Source organism: Rhodanobacter sp. Soil_C_14, from assembly GCF_057657335.1.
Window position 1 is genome coordinate 85,894 of the sequence record NZ_JBDGIQ010000006.1, and the last position, 15,837, is coordinate 101,730.

18 protein-coding genes are annotated in these 15,837 nt (G+C 57.4%); 10 read left to right on the plus strand and 8 right to left on the minus strand.

The window, feature by feature from the left end:
• Positions 1–178: 178 nt before the first annotated feature.
• The 3 genes from AC3A56_RS14560 (at position 179) to AC3A56_RS14570 (ending at position 1,840) form a co-directional block, all read left to right on the plus strand.
• Complete coding sequence (locus tag AC3A56_RS14560) at positions 179–382, plus strand: helix-turn-helix transcriptional regulator (RefSeq protein ID WP_487770801.1); 204 nt, start codon at positions 179–181, stop codon at positions 380–382.
• 127 nt (positions 383–509) lie between these two features.
• Positions 510–1,028: a hypothetical protein gene (locus AC3A56_RS14565; protein ID WP_487770802.1), complete on the plus strand. Its 519-nt coding sequence runs from the start codon at positions 510–512 to the stop codon at positions 1,026–1,028.
• 209 nt (positions 1,029–1,237) lie between these two features.
• On the plus strand, positions 1,238–1,840 hold the full coding sequence (locus tag AC3A56_RS14570) for a hypothetical protein (protein ID WP_487770803.1): 603 nt from the start codon (positions 1,238–1,240) through the stop codon (positions 1,838–1,840).
• Positions 1,841–1,951: 111 nt separating this feature from the next.
• On the opposite strand, the gene AC3A56_RS14575 is transcribed toward AC3A56_RS14570, so the two are convergent.
• Positions 1,952–2,236 carry a helix-turn-helix domain-containing protein gene (locus tag AC3A56_RS14575; protein ID WP_487770804.1) on the minus strand — a complete coding sequence of 95 codons (285 nt, stop codon included), beginning with the start codon at positions 2,234–2,236 and terminating at the stop codon, positions 1,952–1,954.
• A 149-nt stretch (positions 2,237–2,385) separates the two neighbouring features.
• Between AC3A56_RS14575 and AC3A56_RS14580 the strand changes: the two genes are divergently transcribed.
• From AC3A56_RS14580 to AC3A56_RS14595, 4 genes are all read left to right on the plus strand, one after another.
• The gene (locus AC3A56_RS14580; protein WP_487770805.1) at positions 2,386–2,967 is read left to right on the plus strand and encodes a hypothetical protein; all 582 of its coding nucleotides are present in this window, start codon (positions 2,386–2,388) and stop codon (positions 2,965–2,967) included.
• A gap of 64 nt (positions 2,968–3,031) precedes the next feature.
• Entirely contained in the window at positions 3,032–3,343 is a 312-nt protein-coding gene (locus AC3A56_RS14585; protein WP_487770806.1) for a hypothetical protein, read from the plus strand.
• A 67-nt stretch (positions 3,344–3,410) separates the two neighbouring features.
• Complete coding sequence (locus AC3A56_RS14590; RefSeq protein WP_487770807.1) at positions 3,411–3,674, plus strand: hypothetical protein; 264 nt, start codon at positions 3,411–3,413, stop codon at positions 3,672–3,674.
• Between the two features lie 277 nt (positions 3,675–3,951).
• Complete coding sequence (locus tag AC3A56_RS14595; protein ID WP_487770808.1) at positions 3,952–4,491, plus strand: hypothetical protein; 540 nt, start codon at positions 3,952–3,954, stop codon at positions 4,489–4,491.
• A 54-nt stretch (positions 4,492–4,545) separates the two neighbouring features.
• Here the strand turns inward: AC3A56_RS14595 and AC3A56_RS14600 are convergent, their stop codons facing one another.
• Entirely contained in the window at positions 4,546–5,358 is an 813-nt protein-coding gene (locus AC3A56_RS14600) for an AbiJ-NTD4 domain-containing protein (protein WP_487770809.1), read from the minus strand.
• Between the two features lie 38 nt (positions 5,359–5,396).
• Positions 5,397–5,957 carry a recombinase family protein gene (locus AC3A56_RS14605; RefSeq protein WP_487770810.1) on the minus strand — a complete coding sequence of 187 codons (561 nt, stop codon included), beginning with the start codon at positions 5,955–5,957 and terminating at the stop codon, positions 5,397–5,399.
• Positions 5,958–6,913: 956 nt separating this feature from the next.
• Here AC3A56_RS14605 and AC3A56_RS14610 point away from each other — a divergent pair.
• Positions 6,914–7,534 carry a hypothetical protein gene (locus AC3A56_RS14610; protein WP_487770811.1) on the plus strand — a complete coding sequence of 207 codons (621 nt, stop codon included), beginning with the start codon at positions 6,914–6,916 and terminating at the stop codon, positions 7,532–7,534.
• A gap of 59 nt (positions 7,535–7,593) precedes the next feature.
• On the opposite strand, the gene AC3A56_RS14615 is transcribed toward AC3A56_RS14610, so the two are convergent.
• The 5 genes from AC3A56_RS14615 to rpmH all read right to left on the minus strand — a co-directional run bounded on the left by AC3A56_RS14615 (position 7,594) and on the right by rpmH (position 12,906).
• A complete protein-coding gene (locus tag AC3A56_RS14615) occupies positions 7,594–8,904 on the minus strand; it encodes a tyrosine-type recombinase/integrase (RefSeq protein ID WP_487770812.1) in 1,311 nt (436 codons plus the stop codon).
• 181 nt (positions 8,905–9,085) lie between these two features.
• Positions 9,086–10,432 (minus strand): tRNA uridine-5-carboxymethylaminomethyl(34) synthesis GTPase MnmE, encoded by a 1,347-nt coding sequence (gene mnmE, locus AC3A56_RS14620; protein WP_487770813.1) that lies wholly within the window; start codon positions 10,430–10,432, stop codon positions 9,086–9,088.
• A 126-nt stretch (positions 10,433–10,558) separates the two neighbouring features.
• Positions 10,559–12,289: a membrane protein insertase YidC gene (gene yidC, locus AC3A56_RS14625; RefSeq protein ID WP_487770814.1), complete on the minus strand. Its 1,731-nt coding sequence runs from the start codon at positions 12,287–12,289 to the stop codon at positions 10,559–10,561.
• A gap of 63 nt (positions 12,290–12,352) precedes the next feature.
• Entirely contained in the window at positions 12,353–12,757 is a 405-nt protein-coding gene (gene rnpA, locus AC3A56_RS14630) for a ribonuclease P protein component (RefSeq protein WP_487770815.1), read from the minus strand.
• 14 nt (positions 12,758–12,771) lie between these two features.
• On the minus strand, positions 12,772–12,906 hold the full coding sequence (gene rpmH, locus AC3A56_RS14635; protein ID WP_008211413.1) for a 50S ribosomal protein L34: 135 nt from the start codon (positions 12,904–12,906) through the stop codon (positions 12,772–12,774).
• 193 nt (positions 12,907–13,099) lie between these two features.
• On the opposite strand from rpmH, the gene dnaA reads away from it, so the two are divergent.
• Entirely contained in the window at positions 13,100–14,434 is a 1,335-nt protein-coding gene (gene dnaA / locus AC3A56_RS14640) for a chromosomal replication initiator protein DnaA (RefSeq protein ID WP_056716482.1), read from the plus strand.
• Positions 14,435–14,678: 244 nt separating this feature from the next.
• Positions 14,679–15,779 (plus strand): DNA polymerase III subunit beta, encoded by a 1,101-nt coding sequence (gene dnaN / locus AC3A56_RS14645; RefSeq protein WP_487770816.1) that lies wholly within the window; start codon positions 14,679–14,681, stop codon positions 15,777–15,779.
• Positions 15,780–15,837: the final 58 nt, after the last annotated feature.

The window sequence follows — 15,837 nt, forward strand, 5'->3', positions numbered from 1 at the left end:
AATGCGGCAGAGGGAAGGCTAGCTGTACCCAAACAGAGCGTAAGCAAGTCCCGCTGAAATCTTATATTTACTGAACTATTATTTTAAAACAGTTGAGTAATTGGCGATCCGGGAGACACTTGTAGCTGGACAGCAGTCCTAGCCGGCATTCGCCAAAACTCAACCAAAAAGGTGATCTATGAACTACGAAATCTGCACTGAACAACGATTCCTACGCTTTCCGCACGTCATGCACCGGGTGGGAATTTCCAGATCTCATATCTACGCACTCATGAAGCAAGGGCAGTTCCCGCAATCCTTCCCACTATGCGGCAGAACGGTGGCGTGGCTTGAGTCAGAGGTCACGACGTGGATGGCTGCGAGGATCAGAACCGCTCATTGACGCTGGCAACGTACTAAGCAACGCCGCTGCTCAGATTCCTGACAGCGTTTACATCCGATAAGTATATCTACCGCTGGAATCGGTCCAGCCGGGGAGAAGCTATCAATTAAATTTAAGGAAATTCTTAATGAACGTAACAGACACAAACCAGCAAGCATTCCTACGTGAATCAGTCATTCCGAACTGCTTGTCAAGCGAAAGTCCCTATCGCGTCGCGATCGGTCTTAATTTCAATGAACATGTGAGCCCGGTAACCATTGGAAGAACCGCTGCTGAGCTTGCTACACGCATGCGAGGGCATCTTCGAGAACTTTGTATTCCAGAAAGTTCACGTGACGTGGATGGCATCGCGATATTTGGCTTGGATGCCACGTCGGCAGCACCGCAAGTACTTTTGCTTTTCGAAGACCACCCATGTTTCAGATCTGACACGTCAACAGCGTATGAGACGGTTCTTGAGGCTTACGTCACCGCACTTGGTGAGTCTTTAGACCTAACAAAGTTGATAGATCAGGTTGTATGCCCTTTGACCAAATTTATCTTGGTGAAGGACCACGGCTCTGATGATGACGAACAAGCATCGGTGCTCGCAGACTTTATGGCAAATGTTGATTGCTTATCCGTGTGCGGTTTCGACCACGAATAGCGACGAGAGCAAATTTCGGCCGCAGCGATCGTCTGGCCGACATGCACCCGCGATCCTGACACAGGATTGCGGAAGCTCTAAATAGTGCACATGAGTGGTGCGATTGCTCAACGTGATCGTTCCATCATCCATCAAACAATTTCCCCTGAACTGCTCGAAATCCCTCGATCAGATTGGATAGCTATACCCAAAAATAGGAATCAACAAACATGTACAAGAATTACAAAATATTTGAGAACCAACATCCTAAGATACTGAAATACATCGACTTCATTGACCAAGGCTGGCCGTACAGATTCTTCGCTACATTGACCTTTCAGTACGCGCTTACAGATCGTGCGGGAATAGCTTTCGCGTCAGAACACGTGAAGCGCTTCAATCGAAAGTTGCTGGGACGAAATTGGTCAAAGCAAGGCCTCACTTGCCTTACAGGTAGGGCGACCTTGGAGCATGCAAGTATCCTAAAGCGCACCCACGATGGACATGCGATCAAGGACAAGGGAACGTGCCACTTTCACTTCCTGCTGCATGATCATCCTAGCTTCGACAAGGATCCAGCCATCGCACTGCATGAGGTTACTCAGGCGTGGGAAGCATCGGCCCGATCATTGAACTATAAGAGCACAAGGAAGCTCGTCAGCGTGAACGGTACTGATGTACAGCTGTTCGAGACGACAGGCGTATACGGATACATCCTTAAAGAGGCATGGATGCCCGGCTGGGAGTATCAGGAACGCCTCTTCTATCTGGACGGAAAAGGGCTTTTACACATCGACGCTTCGGTCGTAGCCACTCCAATGCGTACACTGTAGAGCTTGAATTTTGGAAGCTCGGAAACCCTTACACCACAAGGGTTCTGAGCCGTTCTGGCAACGATCATTTCTACAACTTGAGGTCAGCGGAAGCATACCTTGCGCATGCTACTAGACCGAAATCTTTCGCTTCACAGCACGCTTCTTGTGCGCTGTCATCCGATGCTGAAGAAATTTCTTCATCCATACCTCGGGTGATACATCGAGAGCTTCAAAGATCTCGACCAGTTCAACAACATCCAGCCTGCGCTCCCCTCGCTCAACCTTGGAGATGAAGGTTTGGGTCGAGCCTAGCCGTTGAGCTAACTCAGTCTGTGGCACAGATTTTTCTTGACGGGTTTCCTTCAGCAGCTTGAGCAGCAGCTGGTAGTCCTCATGATGCGTTGATGCAGCCATGGCGTTGCCGAGTCGCTGAACTGACAAGGAACGCTAGAGACCGTTTTGGAATAGTCCAAAATAGGCTAGGTTATAATAGACTATTGCGGGTATGGCTTACGTGAAGCTCAGTCGGTAGCCAGTTCAAACATTCCACAGGGGGAAGCAGCGTGACGATCATTCCTAAGAAGCTTGGCTGCGGTATCGCAGCGCTCAGCCTCGTGCTGATCGTGCTCACCGGGTGCGGTAACGAAAACGCTTCTAGTGGAGAGTTTGCGGGGAGTCATGCATCAGCAGCTGCAACCACAGATGCGCAGTCTCAAGGCAGTGCTAGCACGGCAAGCGCCGGCGACAGCTCGTATCCAATGGACGGGAAAGAGTTTGCACATCGCTACAACAAGCTGGCCGATCCTGCATATCAGATTGTTAGCATCTCTCCGAACCGTGGCTTCAATACGCTCGATCTGGCTAGTTCGAGATGGCACTACATCACCGCAAAAAAAAGCGGGCAGTACTCCCTGAATGTTCCGAGGAGCAATGCTGAAGAGCTGCCTAACAGCACAGTGGCCAGAATTTGTGAATGGATGATCCAAGCCGCTGGCCCATCTGTTTCGCCTGCAGATGCGGCGGACATCGCATCTAAGGTGACTTCCAATCCTTCGCCAATTCATCACGTCGAGATCATCAAGGGTGGCGTGGTCGTAGATGGCAGCCGTGATTACCCCTGCGATCTCATGCCAACGGGCCTATGACCAACTTGAGCCTTCCACAGAGAACCTTCAGTCACACCATGTTATTCGACTTCGGACGCGACCAATGAGCAAGCTACTTGGAGAACTGCTAACAGCCTACGCCTTGTACACCTTGGGCGGAGCCGGCCTGCTCTTCATCTTCTTCGCTGGGTCATGTTGGTACGTCCAAGGCAACTTCGGATGGATAGCTCTTGGCGTCTACCTTGTTGCATGGTGGATCATCGCCGAATGTCTCATCACGGCGACGATTAAGTGGATCAAGAAGAATTCCATCTTCTACAGTCAGGAAGCTTGGGAGAAGCACCGCACGAAGAGCATTGCAGACGATCGCGACGTTAGGAAGGAAAGAGTTAGATCCGAACGGCATGGGTACTGACGCCAGAGATGCTGCCCCTTCGCATGCTTACGATATCGTTTTCCATCACCTGATCTGAGGTCCCGAAATGACAGAACTCACCGATGATGATCTGACGTTCCGTGTCCAAGCGATGACTCTGTCAGCACATGTAACAGAGACCGCCATACAACTTGCGGAAGCTGCTGGTGAACAGGTGGATCGCCCGCTGACCCAAGCACAGCTCAAGCGCGCATTTGATGTTCACGTAGCGGAGGATTTGATCCTTACGCGTCTTCTGATCGACCATGCGGAGTTCATGGCTTTGCCAGAGTACGTGCGATCACTGCGCCTCAGCGGGATGATACCTTGAATCTGCGGACCCTCGTTGCAAGTTTAGCCATTCCTTCGACCACTTTTTTAAAGTTCATAGGACAGCGTCTATAGCCAATCTCTAAGCGAGCGTCACTCAGCCATCCAAGATGATTTCGGCAGGTCTCCGAGGAGCTTTTTGAAGGCTAGACCTGCTTTCTTCGACCAGACGGACAACGGACTGATAGCTTCGTCGTTATGACTGCATCTGCGTCAGAGGAAGCGTTGCACTCGGCCAACAGATACACTTTCGAGCCATTGTAATATTTGGAGCAGGCATGACGCTTTTCGTTGAACGTGCGCTCTTTGTTGTCGCTCCTCAAGACTCTGGAAAGAGCACAACACTTCGCTCGATGTTTCTCGACCGAAGGCTGGGTAGCAACGGCATTCCGCCACCGTCATCTGAACAACGTCGGCTGACTGAGACCTACAACCTTAGCAACGAACGTCGACTCTATCTGCGGCTGACATCACCACACGAATACGACGAAAGCCCTGCGGAATTTCAGGCTAAGGCTCGCACGAAAATGGGAAGTGGCCGATGGTGCTACGCAGGCCCATTTCAACCTGATGCCTTTAAGAAGATGCCAGACGTAGTTCAGTCCGTGACGTCGTTTGTGAAAGCCTTCGAACCGGAGAGAATCAGAGTAGTGTTTCTGTCGCCGAACAGGCATGGGGAGACCATCAGCAATTTTTTGCCCGGCCGTGACCTTACAGATGAGCTATTGGCGATACCCACGGTGGAGGTGATGTGCATCGACGGACGCAAAAGAGAAAAAAATGGCTTGTTGCTTGCTGATTTCTTCGACTTCACATGATGATGACGCCATCAAATGAAGGTGTATCCCGTCTTGGATCGCTGCACGCGAGCATCATGCCAACTTGTGCTTCAGGTAACGACAGAGTGCACCGCTAAGACCGACCATCAGCTCCGCCTCCTCAAAGCTTGGAGGTTGCCCTTCTTGAAGGTGTCGTCCATTGTTCGAAGCCCAGCCCCATGCCTTGTCAACGACGCTACCCAACGGAGTTGGAAACATTTCTGGATGTCGCTGAAGCAGTGAGCCTAACGTATCCTTGGAATGACCTACATCGCGCGCGAGGCATTCCAGTGCTGCAAGAGCGTGCTGGATCGCGCCGGTAATTTCAGGCGTTGGGCGGCGCGACAGGTCCGTAATTGCTTCATGCAATTCAGTAGCCGCAGTCATCTTTCCCGCACTCTCTAGCAAAGCTGCGGTGTCTCGCACCGATGTTTCGAATATTTCGGTACCGCGCATCTCCAAGATGCCGTTGATCAGCTGCCAGCCAATGCCTACGCGCCTGAAGTATCGGTTGAGTTCATCTGCAAAAGCGTCGTCACCTCGCCGGCCAAATACGGAATTCGCAAAAGCGTTATTACTCGACAGGTCGTTGGCGATCGCTTCGATGATGTTGTAGACATCCCACCATATGCATTCGTCGAGTAGGCCGCGAACTTCGCGATCTATATTGGGGAAGGGAGACCAATTCGAGCTATCTGGCCTCTTGAACAACACTCGACAAACGAGACTGCGCAAGGTCTCAGGTGCATATCCGGAGCGATAGGCTAGATCGACAAGGACGCCGCGCAGCTCCTCTGGCGCGTCGTTACGCACCGTAATTTCCACATCAGCGAGTGACAGGCCAAGACGATCCGAAAAGTTAGGCATGAAGCAAATTCTGTGGTGGTGTTTTCACCAGTATCTCCTTACGTGGACTTCAGAGCCCTATACGCGGTCGCTACCCCAACATTGAACCTTTCAGCTATCTGCGGCATGGAAAACTTTTCCTCATCGCGTAGGGTGCGGATACGCTGGCACTGCTCAAGCGTCAGTGCACGCTTGCGACCAAACACGACACCTTTCTCCTTGGCTTTTACGATACCGTCGTTTTGGCGTTCTGCACGGATATCGCATTCGAATTCTGCGAAAGCGCCAAGCAAAGAGAACATTAGCTTGCCCTCGGATGTGGACGTATCCAAGGCCTGATCCAGCACCTTGAGCGCGACGCTTTTGCTCTTCAGCTGATCGGCAATCTTGGCCAGATCGAGGACAGACCGTGCCATGCGATCAAGCCGAGTGATGACCAGAACATCACCATCCCGCAGGAATTGAAGGCATGCCTGTAGCTCGGCTCGACCTTCTGCCTGTCTGCCGGATCGTTTTTCGGCGAAGACTCGCGTACAGCCGAACTGCTTCAGTTTGTCTTGCTGCACATCCAACGACTGGCCGGCAGTGCTGACACGTGCATAGCCTACGATCTCACCCATATCAAATCTCCTATAGGTTGAGATTGTATCATTTTGATAGGACTTTTGGTAGGCCTGAGGGGCGGTATCAGAAGGTATACATAATGAAACGGCCGGGCTTATGCCCGGCCGTTTCGGCTACTTGCGCTTACGACTAGCGTTTACCCGCTGGCTTCTTAACAGGCTTCGGCGCAGGTCGCCGTTCGACAGTCGTCGTATTGGGATGCGCCTTGGCGTACGCCTCAGTCACATATCGGCCGCTCACCGCGCTGCGGCCGTGTTCAACAGTTTTCTTCGTGGTACTCATGAAACCTCTCCTAATGGGAATGATTCACTTCTAGAAGAAAGTGCCATAGAGCTAGATCCTCGCGGGTCGCTCGGAATTCTCCGAGCGACCCTCCCATGTTCCGCCTACCAGCTAACGATCGTTAGCACGGCATTGAACGAAAGTGCTGACAAACGTACTCAAGCCGGCCACGCCGGAAGCGCACGTAGGCAGTCACGAACACAGTCTTGGGACCGATGCTCATATGACACCTCATAGTGTTAGAGGCGTCACACCGTGCGAAGAAAAGCGTTTACAGGAGCCGTCGTGTTGCTATACTGTGCAACTACCTTCGGTGGTCATCCTTTCAACGAGCCCTTCGCTATAGCAATGAGCAGCCTAATCAGCTCATTGCTACCGGGCCTGCTGGCATTTGTGCGGTTGAAGGCCACACTGCTGCCGGTATAGTTGTAAAGCGTCACCTCCTTTTAAGAAGCTCCGCATCTGCGGGGCTTTTTTTTGGTCGATTAAACTGCATTTAACCACATATTGTGATACGTGCCGCATAGAAACACGATATCTAGTATTTCGCTGGAAAACGGAGTCCGCGCGTGGTGACAGGTGTTTCTTCATACACAACGTACACGTCACATTTATACACAATTTACAATCAGCGTGCAATACTCACGCCCAGCAAGGCCGGGGAAGAAAGATGAACGACACCAAGAACAAGGGCGGCAGGCCTCCACGTACAGAGGAGAAGCTCCAACGCCTAACCTTGAACTTGAGATCCACAATTCTTTTTGGGCTGGAAATGGTTGCCCGCCATCGCAGGACGTCATTAAGCCAAGCAGCTGAGCACTTGTTGCTTTCAGCTCTGCGTCCCTATGAGATTGATGGGAGCACAGTTTTTAAGACGCTTGAGTCCACCATTACAGAGCTGACTGAGCTTGGTGAGTGGACTGAGACGCTACACGGGAACGAGAGCGGGATTGAGACAGAAGTTTCTGCAGAAGATCGAGAGTTCGAACTTCAATCTCGGTTGCTAGGAACCCCCGCTGGTCGAGCACTCCTCTTACCCGAGTCACTACAGACTTCGTCTGAGCGCTATTTCGATATCGTTTTTTCGCGCATATTGGCCGCAGAGTCTGTCGAAGGAAAGCAACACCCGATCATGCTTCTCTTCATACCAGAGTTGATTAGCAGCCTCTTCGAGAAGTCTAGAGAGCTTGAGGAAAGGGGAGTGCCGGCAGAAGAAGCTGGAACCTTGTTACGAGACATGACGAACTACGCTATCAATATGTCAGACCACGAGCATTCGAACTTTCCGTAGGTCTATTCGCCATCGTCGATATGGCGAGCGCAGTCGCGAAGCTCAGAGTGGTCCAATGCTTACGTAGGAGACTGCTCAAGCAACGCGCTTAGCAGATATCGTCTCAGCGCAGGGTCTGCCTTAACCTGCAGAAGTACCTCACCAAACTGATCCGGAATCTTGGGAGCATGGGCGGCAGCGTCTCCACCTAGCATCAGATTCTGAAGGTAGCTTTCCCATTTCTGCAGTGCTGCGTAGCGTTGCTCTATGAGCTCTGCTCGGTCATACACGCCTCTCACACCAGCAGGGCGATGATTGAGGCACAGTTCGGCTACATGTGGCGTCACACCAAGTTCTGACAGATACGTACGAACAGTTCGCCTTAGGTCATGTATGACGACTCCTTGAGGAAGCCCAGAAATTCCTCGTATCGCCGTGTTCATTGTCGAGCTCGAAATATGATTTTTCCCAAGACCGCGTGATGACGGAAGCAGCCACTGACTATCCATGGACAGCTCCTTCAGCTCGCGTAGGACTGCCACAGCTTGATCAGGGAGTTTGTGGCGAAGTGGAGCGCTGTTCTTGCTTGCGTGCTCTGGGATATCCCATGTGCCGGCCGCGAAGTCTACGTCGCTCCACTTCGCAGAGATAAGCTCACCCTTTCGAGCAGGAACCAACAGAAGGAATCGGAGAGCTAGTTTTGTCGACCTCGCAATGCTGCTCGTCTCAATGGCGTGTAGCCAGCTGGGGATTTCTTGTAGGCTCAGCACGCGAGACCGTGCTTTTGTCAGGGCGATGTGAGTCGGCCTAACCGCGCTGGCAGGGTTGGTTTGTGTAAGACCATGGCTCATCGCATAGTCGAAGACTCGCTTGAGAACACTCCGCACACGACGTGCCGCCTGCCCATGGCCACGTGCTTTCACAGCCTCTACGCAGCTCCATACATCCTGCGTGGTGATCGCTTCGGGCCGCTTGCTCCCAATTTTCGGAACGATGTCACGCCGAACGTAGATCTCATCTTGCCGAGAATTCTTATTCGCTGGCTTAAGTACCTGTTCGATCCACTTTTCTGCCAGATGCCCAAATGTGTCTTGTGGGTCGAGGCCAGCTGCAGTCTGTAATCGACTTTCTTGTTTGGCCCGAGCGGGTGACTGACCCATATTGACCTGATCGAGCATTTCCGAATGCCGGATGCGAGCGATCTTCAAGGTCATGGAAGGGTAGCTACCGATCGTCACCTTCTCACGTTGGCCATCGAGCCTGTATCGGTACCGGAAAGATTTCGCGCCAGAAGGCATGACTTCAACGTAGAAGCCGTTTCCCTCGGTCTCCACGTACCGACTCGCCCTAGGCTGCAAGCCTTTCAAAAAGAGGTCTGTAAACTTTGGCACAAGGGTCCACCAGCCTGTTAAAGCAGTGACGCCCGTAATGGTGCCCCGCCAGTGGACCCAAAATACACTGGCTGTCCCAGCTATTCAATGGACGACTGTGGACATGTATATCCTAAGAATGGCTATATGGAGCCATTCTTATAAAAGTCGCGGATCATCATAAACCTGTACGGACAACACACTACTTGCCGATGCAGAAGCTCGAAAAGATCGCGCCAAGCAGGTCATCGCTGCTGTAGTCGCCGGTGATTTCACCCAGCGCGTGCTGGGCCTGGCGCAGTTCCTCGGCGGCGAGTTCGCCGGCGCGGGTGGTGCTCAGCGCGTGGGCGGTCTGGTCGAGGTGGATGGCGACTTGCTGCAGGGCGAGCACGTGGCGGCGCCTGGCGCTGAAGGCGCCTTCGCCGCTGCCTGCGCCGGCCAGCAACTTGAGATGCTCGCGCAAGGTATCGAGGCCTTCGCCGGTCTTGGCTGACGCCCACAGCCAGTGCATGCCTTCGCACTGGTCGTGTCGCGCGGGCAGATGGTCCAGGTCGATCTTGTTGATCAGCACGATGCGCTCGACGCCGGCAGGTACGCCTTCGAAAAGAGCCAGGTCCTCGGCATAGCCGCTGTGGGTGGTCACCAGCAAGGCCACGTCGGCGCGCTGCAGTTCGCCGTGGGCACGGCGCACGCCTTCGCGTTCGACTTCGTCGTCGGTGTCGCGCAAGCCGGCGGTGTCGGCCAGTTCCAGCGCGATGCCGTCGAAGCTCAACGATTCGCGCAGCACGTCGCGGGTGGTGCCGGCGATGGGGGTGACGATGGCGCGGTCGCTGCCGGCCAGCGCGTTGAGCAGGCTGGACTTGCCGGCGTTGGGGCGGCCCACGATGGCGACCCTGAGGCCGTCGTTCAAACGCAGGCCGCGTTGCGCTTCGCGCAGGAGTTCGGCGTGTTCGGTGCGCAGGTTTTCCAGTCGCGCGGTGATCGCCGGGTCGGCGAGGAAGTCGATTTCCTCTTCGGGGAAGTCGATCGCCGCCTCGATGTGTACGCGCAGGGCGATCAGCGATTGCAGCAGTGCCCCGACCTTGCGCGAGAACACGCCTTCCATCGACTGCAGCGCGGCGCGGGCGCCGGCTTGCGAGCGGGCGGCGATCAGGTCGGCCACGGCTTCGGCCTGGGCCAGGTCGAGCTTGCCGTTCAAGAAGGCGCGCTCGGTGAATTCGCCGGGGCGGGCCAGCCGTGCGCCGAGTTCGCAGACGCGGCGCAGCAGCAGGTCGAGCAGCACCGCGCTGCCGTGGCCTTGCAGTTCCAGCACGTGCTCGCCGGTGTACGAGGCGGGCGCGGGGAAATGCAGCAGCAGGCCGCGGTCGATCAGTTCGCCGGCACCGTCGCGGAACGCGGCGAAGTGGGCGTGACGCGGTTGCGGCGGGCGGCCGAGCAGGGCTTGCGCGATGCCCGGGACGGCGGGACCGGAGACCCGGACCACGCCGACGCCGGCCGCGCCGGGGGCGCTGGCGATGGCGGCGATGGTGTCGGCGGTTTCGGCTGTCATGGATTCAACTTTACAGGGCGTTTCCGGATTGGGTCGGAGGCGCAAGGTGTGATGCCCTTTCGACCAGAAACGACACAGCCGCGACGGTTGCCCGGTCGCGGCTGTCGGTTGCCGTTCGGCGCGAGATCAGGCCGCCTTGGGCTTGACCACTTCCTCGCGATCGATGTGATGGGTGATCCACCACTGCTGGCCGAGGCCGACGATGCCGTTGACGGCGTAGTACAGGCACAGGCCGGCGGGGAAGAAGGCGAACATCACGGTGAACAGCAGCGGCATCACCTTCATCATCTTCGCCTGGGTCGGGTCCATGCCCGCGGCGACCGGGTTCAGCACCTGCGTGCCCAGCATCACGACCGCGTAGATGATCGGCAGGATGTACCACGGATCGGGCGCGCTGAGGTCGGGGATCCACAGGAACGGCGAATGATGCAGTTCCAGGCTGTACTCGAGCACGAAGTACAGGCCGTAGAACACCGGCATGGTGATCAGCACCGGCAGGCAGCCGCCCATCGGGTTGACCTTCTCCTTCTTGTACAGCTCCATCATCGCCGTCTGCATTTTCTGCTTGTCGTCGCCATAGCGCTCCTTGAGCGCCTGGACACGCGGCTGCAGCTTGCGCATGCGGGCGCTGGAGCGGTACTGGATGGCGGTGAGCTTCCAGCTCAGGCCCTTGATCAGCAGCACCAGCAGGATGATCGCCACGCCCCAGTTCTTGGTGATGGCGTGGAATTGCGACAGCACCCAGTGCATCGGCACGGCGATGATCTTGAACATGCCGTAGTCGATGGTGAGATCAAGACCCGGCGCGATCGCGTCCATCGTGCCCTGGCGATTCGGGCCCACGTACAGGCGCGATTCGCTGGTGGCAGTCTGGCCCGGCGCCACGCTGATGGCGGGACCCACGGTGCGGATCAGGAAGCGCGGATGGGCACTGTTCGGATTGATCGTGTCGGTGAGGTAGTGCTCGGTCTGGCCGGCCGGCGGAATCCAGGCGGTGACGAAGTACAGACGCAGCATCGCCGCCCAGCCGCCCTTGATCTGCGCGTTGAGCTGGTCCTTCGGTTCGGCGAAGTCCTTGAACGGCAGCTTTTCGAACTTCTCGCCGGTGAACCAGGCCGCGCCCTGGAAGCTGCGCTGTTCCGGATTGGAATAGTTCGCCAGCCAGTTGCTGGCCTTCGGCGGCTCGACGCGCAGCAGTTGCTGGTAGGCGTTGCCCTGCCACGGCGTGGCGGCGCCGTTGTCGATGCGCTGGCTGACGCCGATCACGTAGCTGCCGCGCTTGAACGTATAGGTCTTGGTGACCTTGAGCCCCGCGGCGTCCTGCCAGACGAGGTCGACCTTCAGCTCGTCCTGGCCATCGGCCAAGACGTACGAGGTCTTGTCGCTGTGGAACAGCGCCAGGTGGTTCGGCTGGTCCGCCGGTGCGGCATCGCTGCTGCTGACCAGGCCATTCTGGGCGACCGAGTAGTGCGCATCGTCGCTGGACAGCAGCACCGTCGGCGGCGGGTTGGGATTCTTGTGCGTGCGTGGCGCGTTCGGGTAGGCCAGCAAGTCGGCGTGCACCAGGCTACCTCCGCGGCTGTCCACGCTGAGCTTCAACACGTCGGTCTGCACCGTGATCAGCTGTGCAGCGGCGGGAGCCGGGGCATTGGCCACGTTGCCGACGGCGGGGCTGGCCACAACGGTTGCAGTCGAGCCGGGGATCGCGCCCGGCACGCTGGCATCGCTGCTCGGCGCCGCGGTGGCCGTCACGGTGTTCTGCGGCGGCCTGGGTGCGTAGTCCTTCTGCCAGGCCATGAACAGGAAGTAGGCCACGGCGACCAGGGCGAACAAGAGGAAGGTGCGCGTTTGATTCATCGCGTAGCAGATCCGGGTAACGCCACGACACTTGTCAACGCCGCGGAGACAGTAAGAAGGAGGTCAACGCTCGATTGTGGTGGTGTCGCCGGCGCGCTTCAATGGCCCGGACGATGCGGTCTGGCTGGCCAGCAGCTTTTTCCACAGCCCATCCAGTTCGGTGAGCAACTGCGGCCCCGGCACACCGGCGGCCTGTTCGCGCGCCATCACCATCATGTCCACCGGAGGAAGCTGGTGGCGCACGCGACGGAACGATTCGCGCAACAGCCGCTTGATCCGGTTGCGTTCGACCGCCCGCTTGGAAACGCGCTTGGAGATCGCCAGACCCAGGCGGGCATGGCCGAGCTCGTTTTCGCGAAAACGCATATGAAAACAGCGGCCGCCTGCGCGTCCGCTGCTTGTCCGCAAGGCGGCGAAGTCACCCGGCCGACGTAACCGCGCGTCGCGCGGCAGCCCGGCGCTGGACATCACGCCAGGCCTGATTACGGGATCAGGCGCTTGCGGCCCTTGGCGCGACGGGCATTGAGGATCTTGCGACCGTCGGCGGTGGCCATACGGGCACGGAAACCGTGGGTGCGCGCGCGCTTGAGCTTGCTGGGCTGGAAGGTCCGCTTCATGGCTTACTCCGAAGGGAATATGGATAAAAAGGTTGGAAAGTATGGCGGGGATTTGTCACGGCTGTCAAATGCCTGCCCGGCGCAAGCTGTGGACATCCATGTGGATATCCGTGCGGTCTGCCTGTGGAGGCAGCTGTTAGACTAGCCCATCACCCCGCGCAGCAGCGCTTCAAAGCAGTGGTTGATTTCATTCATGAGTGATCTGTGGCGGCGCTGCCTTGAGCGCCTGGAGGGCGATCTGAGCGCCGAAGACCTGCACACCTGGCTGATGCCGTTGCAGGCGCGTGAAGATGGCCATGGCCTGCAGCTGTTCGCGCCCAATTCGTACACCCTGGAAACGGTTCGCGGACGCTATCTGGAGCAGATCGAAACCGTGCTGGCGCAACTTGCGGGCAAACCCTGCGCCGTGCGGCTGGAAGTGGGTTCCAGCTCGATCCGCCCAGCCCCGGTCAGCAAACCGGCAGCCGCCCCTGCGCCGCGCCCTGCGGCGGCGCCGGCAACCCCGCATCTCCACAATCTGGACCCCCACTACACCTTCGAAACCTTCGTCGAGGGCAAGTCGAACCAGCTCGGCAAGGCCGCGGCGATGCAGGTGGCGACCAACCCGGGTCGAGCCTACAACCCGCTGCTGCTGTACGGCGGCACCGGCCTGGGCAAGACCCACCTGATGCACGCCGCCGGCAACCTGATGCGCGAGCACAATCCCGACTGCAAGGTGCTGTACCTGCGTTCCGAGCAGTTCGTCGGTTCGATGATCGAGGCCTTGCGTGCCAAGAGCATGGACCAGTTCAAGCAGCGCTTCCGCTCGGTCGACGCCCTGCTGATCGACGACATCCAGTTCTTCGCCGGCAAGGACACCACGCAGGAAGAATTCTTCCATACATTCAATGCCTTGTTCGAATCCAAGCAGCAGATCATCCTCACCTGCGACCGCTATCCGAAGGAAGTGGACAAGCTGGAGCCCCGGCTGAAGTCGCGGCTGGGCTGGGGCTTGAGCGTGGCGATCGAACCGCCGGATTTCGAAACGCGGGCGGCGATCCTGCTGGCCAAGGCGCACGAGAAGGGCGTGGCGGTCGACGAGAACGTGGCGATGCTGCTGGCCAAACGCATCCGTTCCAACGTGCGCGACCTCGAAGGCGCGTTGAACACGCTGGCGGCACGGGCGAATTTCTACGGCAAGCCGATCACCACCGACTTCGCCGAGGAGACCCTGCGCGACCTGCTGGCCACCCATGCGCAGGCGGTCACCATCCCGAACATCCAGAAAATCACCGCCGAGTATTTCAACGTCCGGCTGCAGGACCTGCTGTCCAAGCGTCGCGTCCGTTCCCTGGCACGTCCGCGCCAGATCGCGATGACGCTGTCCAAGGAACTGACCGAACACAGCCTGCCGGAGATCGGCGAGGCCTTCGGTGGGCGGGACCACACCACGGTCATGCACGCGTGCAAGACGATCCGCAAGTTCATCGAGACGGACCCGCGGATACGGCAGGACTGGGAACAACTGATTCGAACACTGACCGGTTGAGGCGGAAATCAGCGAAAGCTATGGATAAGCGGGCGCGCAGGTTGTGGATAATGGGTGGATGGATTGGCCGCTAGACTTATCCACAAATCACGCACCGGCAACCCGCCTCTCAGGACACAGTGTGGAAACGCGACAACTTTTTGATTTGTCTGTGGTTTTTGAGATATAAAAGTTATACACCGCACCAACAACCACTACTAACTTCTTTTAAAGATAGAACAGCAGGTATAGGGGAAGCACAGCCATGCAATTCAGCATCCAACGAGAAGCCCTGCTCAAGCCGCTGCAACAGGTTGTCGGCGTGGTCGAACGGCGGCAGACCCTGCCGGTTCTGGCCAACCTTCTGGTCAAGGTCGGCGACGGCAAGCTGTCCCTTACCGGCACCGATCTCGAAGTCGAGATGGTGGCCACGGCAGATGCGGAGAATCTGGCCGACGGCGAGATCACCATTCCCGCGCGTAAGCTGTTCGACATCGTGCGCGCCCTGCCGGACGGCGCCCGCATCGACCTGAAGTTGAACGGCGACCGCGTGGCGCTGAATGCCGGACGCAGCCGCTTCACGCTGACCACCTTGCCAGCCAGCGAATTCCCCACCGTCGACCAGATCGAACTGGTTGAGAAGGTCAGCCTTCCGGAAGATGTCCTGCGGGACCTGATGGAACGCACGGCATTCGCGATGGCAAACCAGGACGTGCGCTATTACCTCAATGGCATGCTGCTGGATCTGCAGGAACACACGTTGCGGTGCGTGGCCACCGACGGTCATCGACTGGCCATGAAGGAAACCGAGCTGCAAAGTTCGGTGAGCACCCGCCGGCAGATCATCATTCCGCGCAAGGGCGTCAACGAACTGGTCGGCCTGCTCGAGACCGGCGACGGCGAGGTCGAGCTGGAGTTCGGTCGCAATCATCTGCGCGTACGTCGCGGTGAGGTGGTCTTCACCTCCAAGCTGATCGACGGACGTTTCCCGGACTACGAGGCGGTGATTCCGCTGGGCGCCGACAAGACCGCCACGCTGGATCGTGAGGTGCTGCGCGGCGCCCTGCAGCGTGCAGCCATTCTCTCGAACGAGAAGTACCGCGGCGTTCGCCTGGAACTGTCGCCGGGCAAGCTGCGCATCGTTGCGCACAACCCCGAGCAGGAAGAGGCGGTCGAGGAAGTGGAGGCTGATACGCACGTGTCGGATCTGGCCGTGGGTTTCAACGTGGGATACCTGCTGGATGCGCTGGCGGCGTTGCGTGGTGACCAGGCCCGCTTGAGCCTGCGAGATGCGCAGTCCAGCTGTCTGGTGCAGGAACACGACAACGAGCACGCCCGTCACGTGATCATGCCGCTGCGGCTCTGACGGCCACGGCATGGTTTTCAGGAGCTGGGGCAGGAAGTCGAAGCGCCGGGGTATCCGC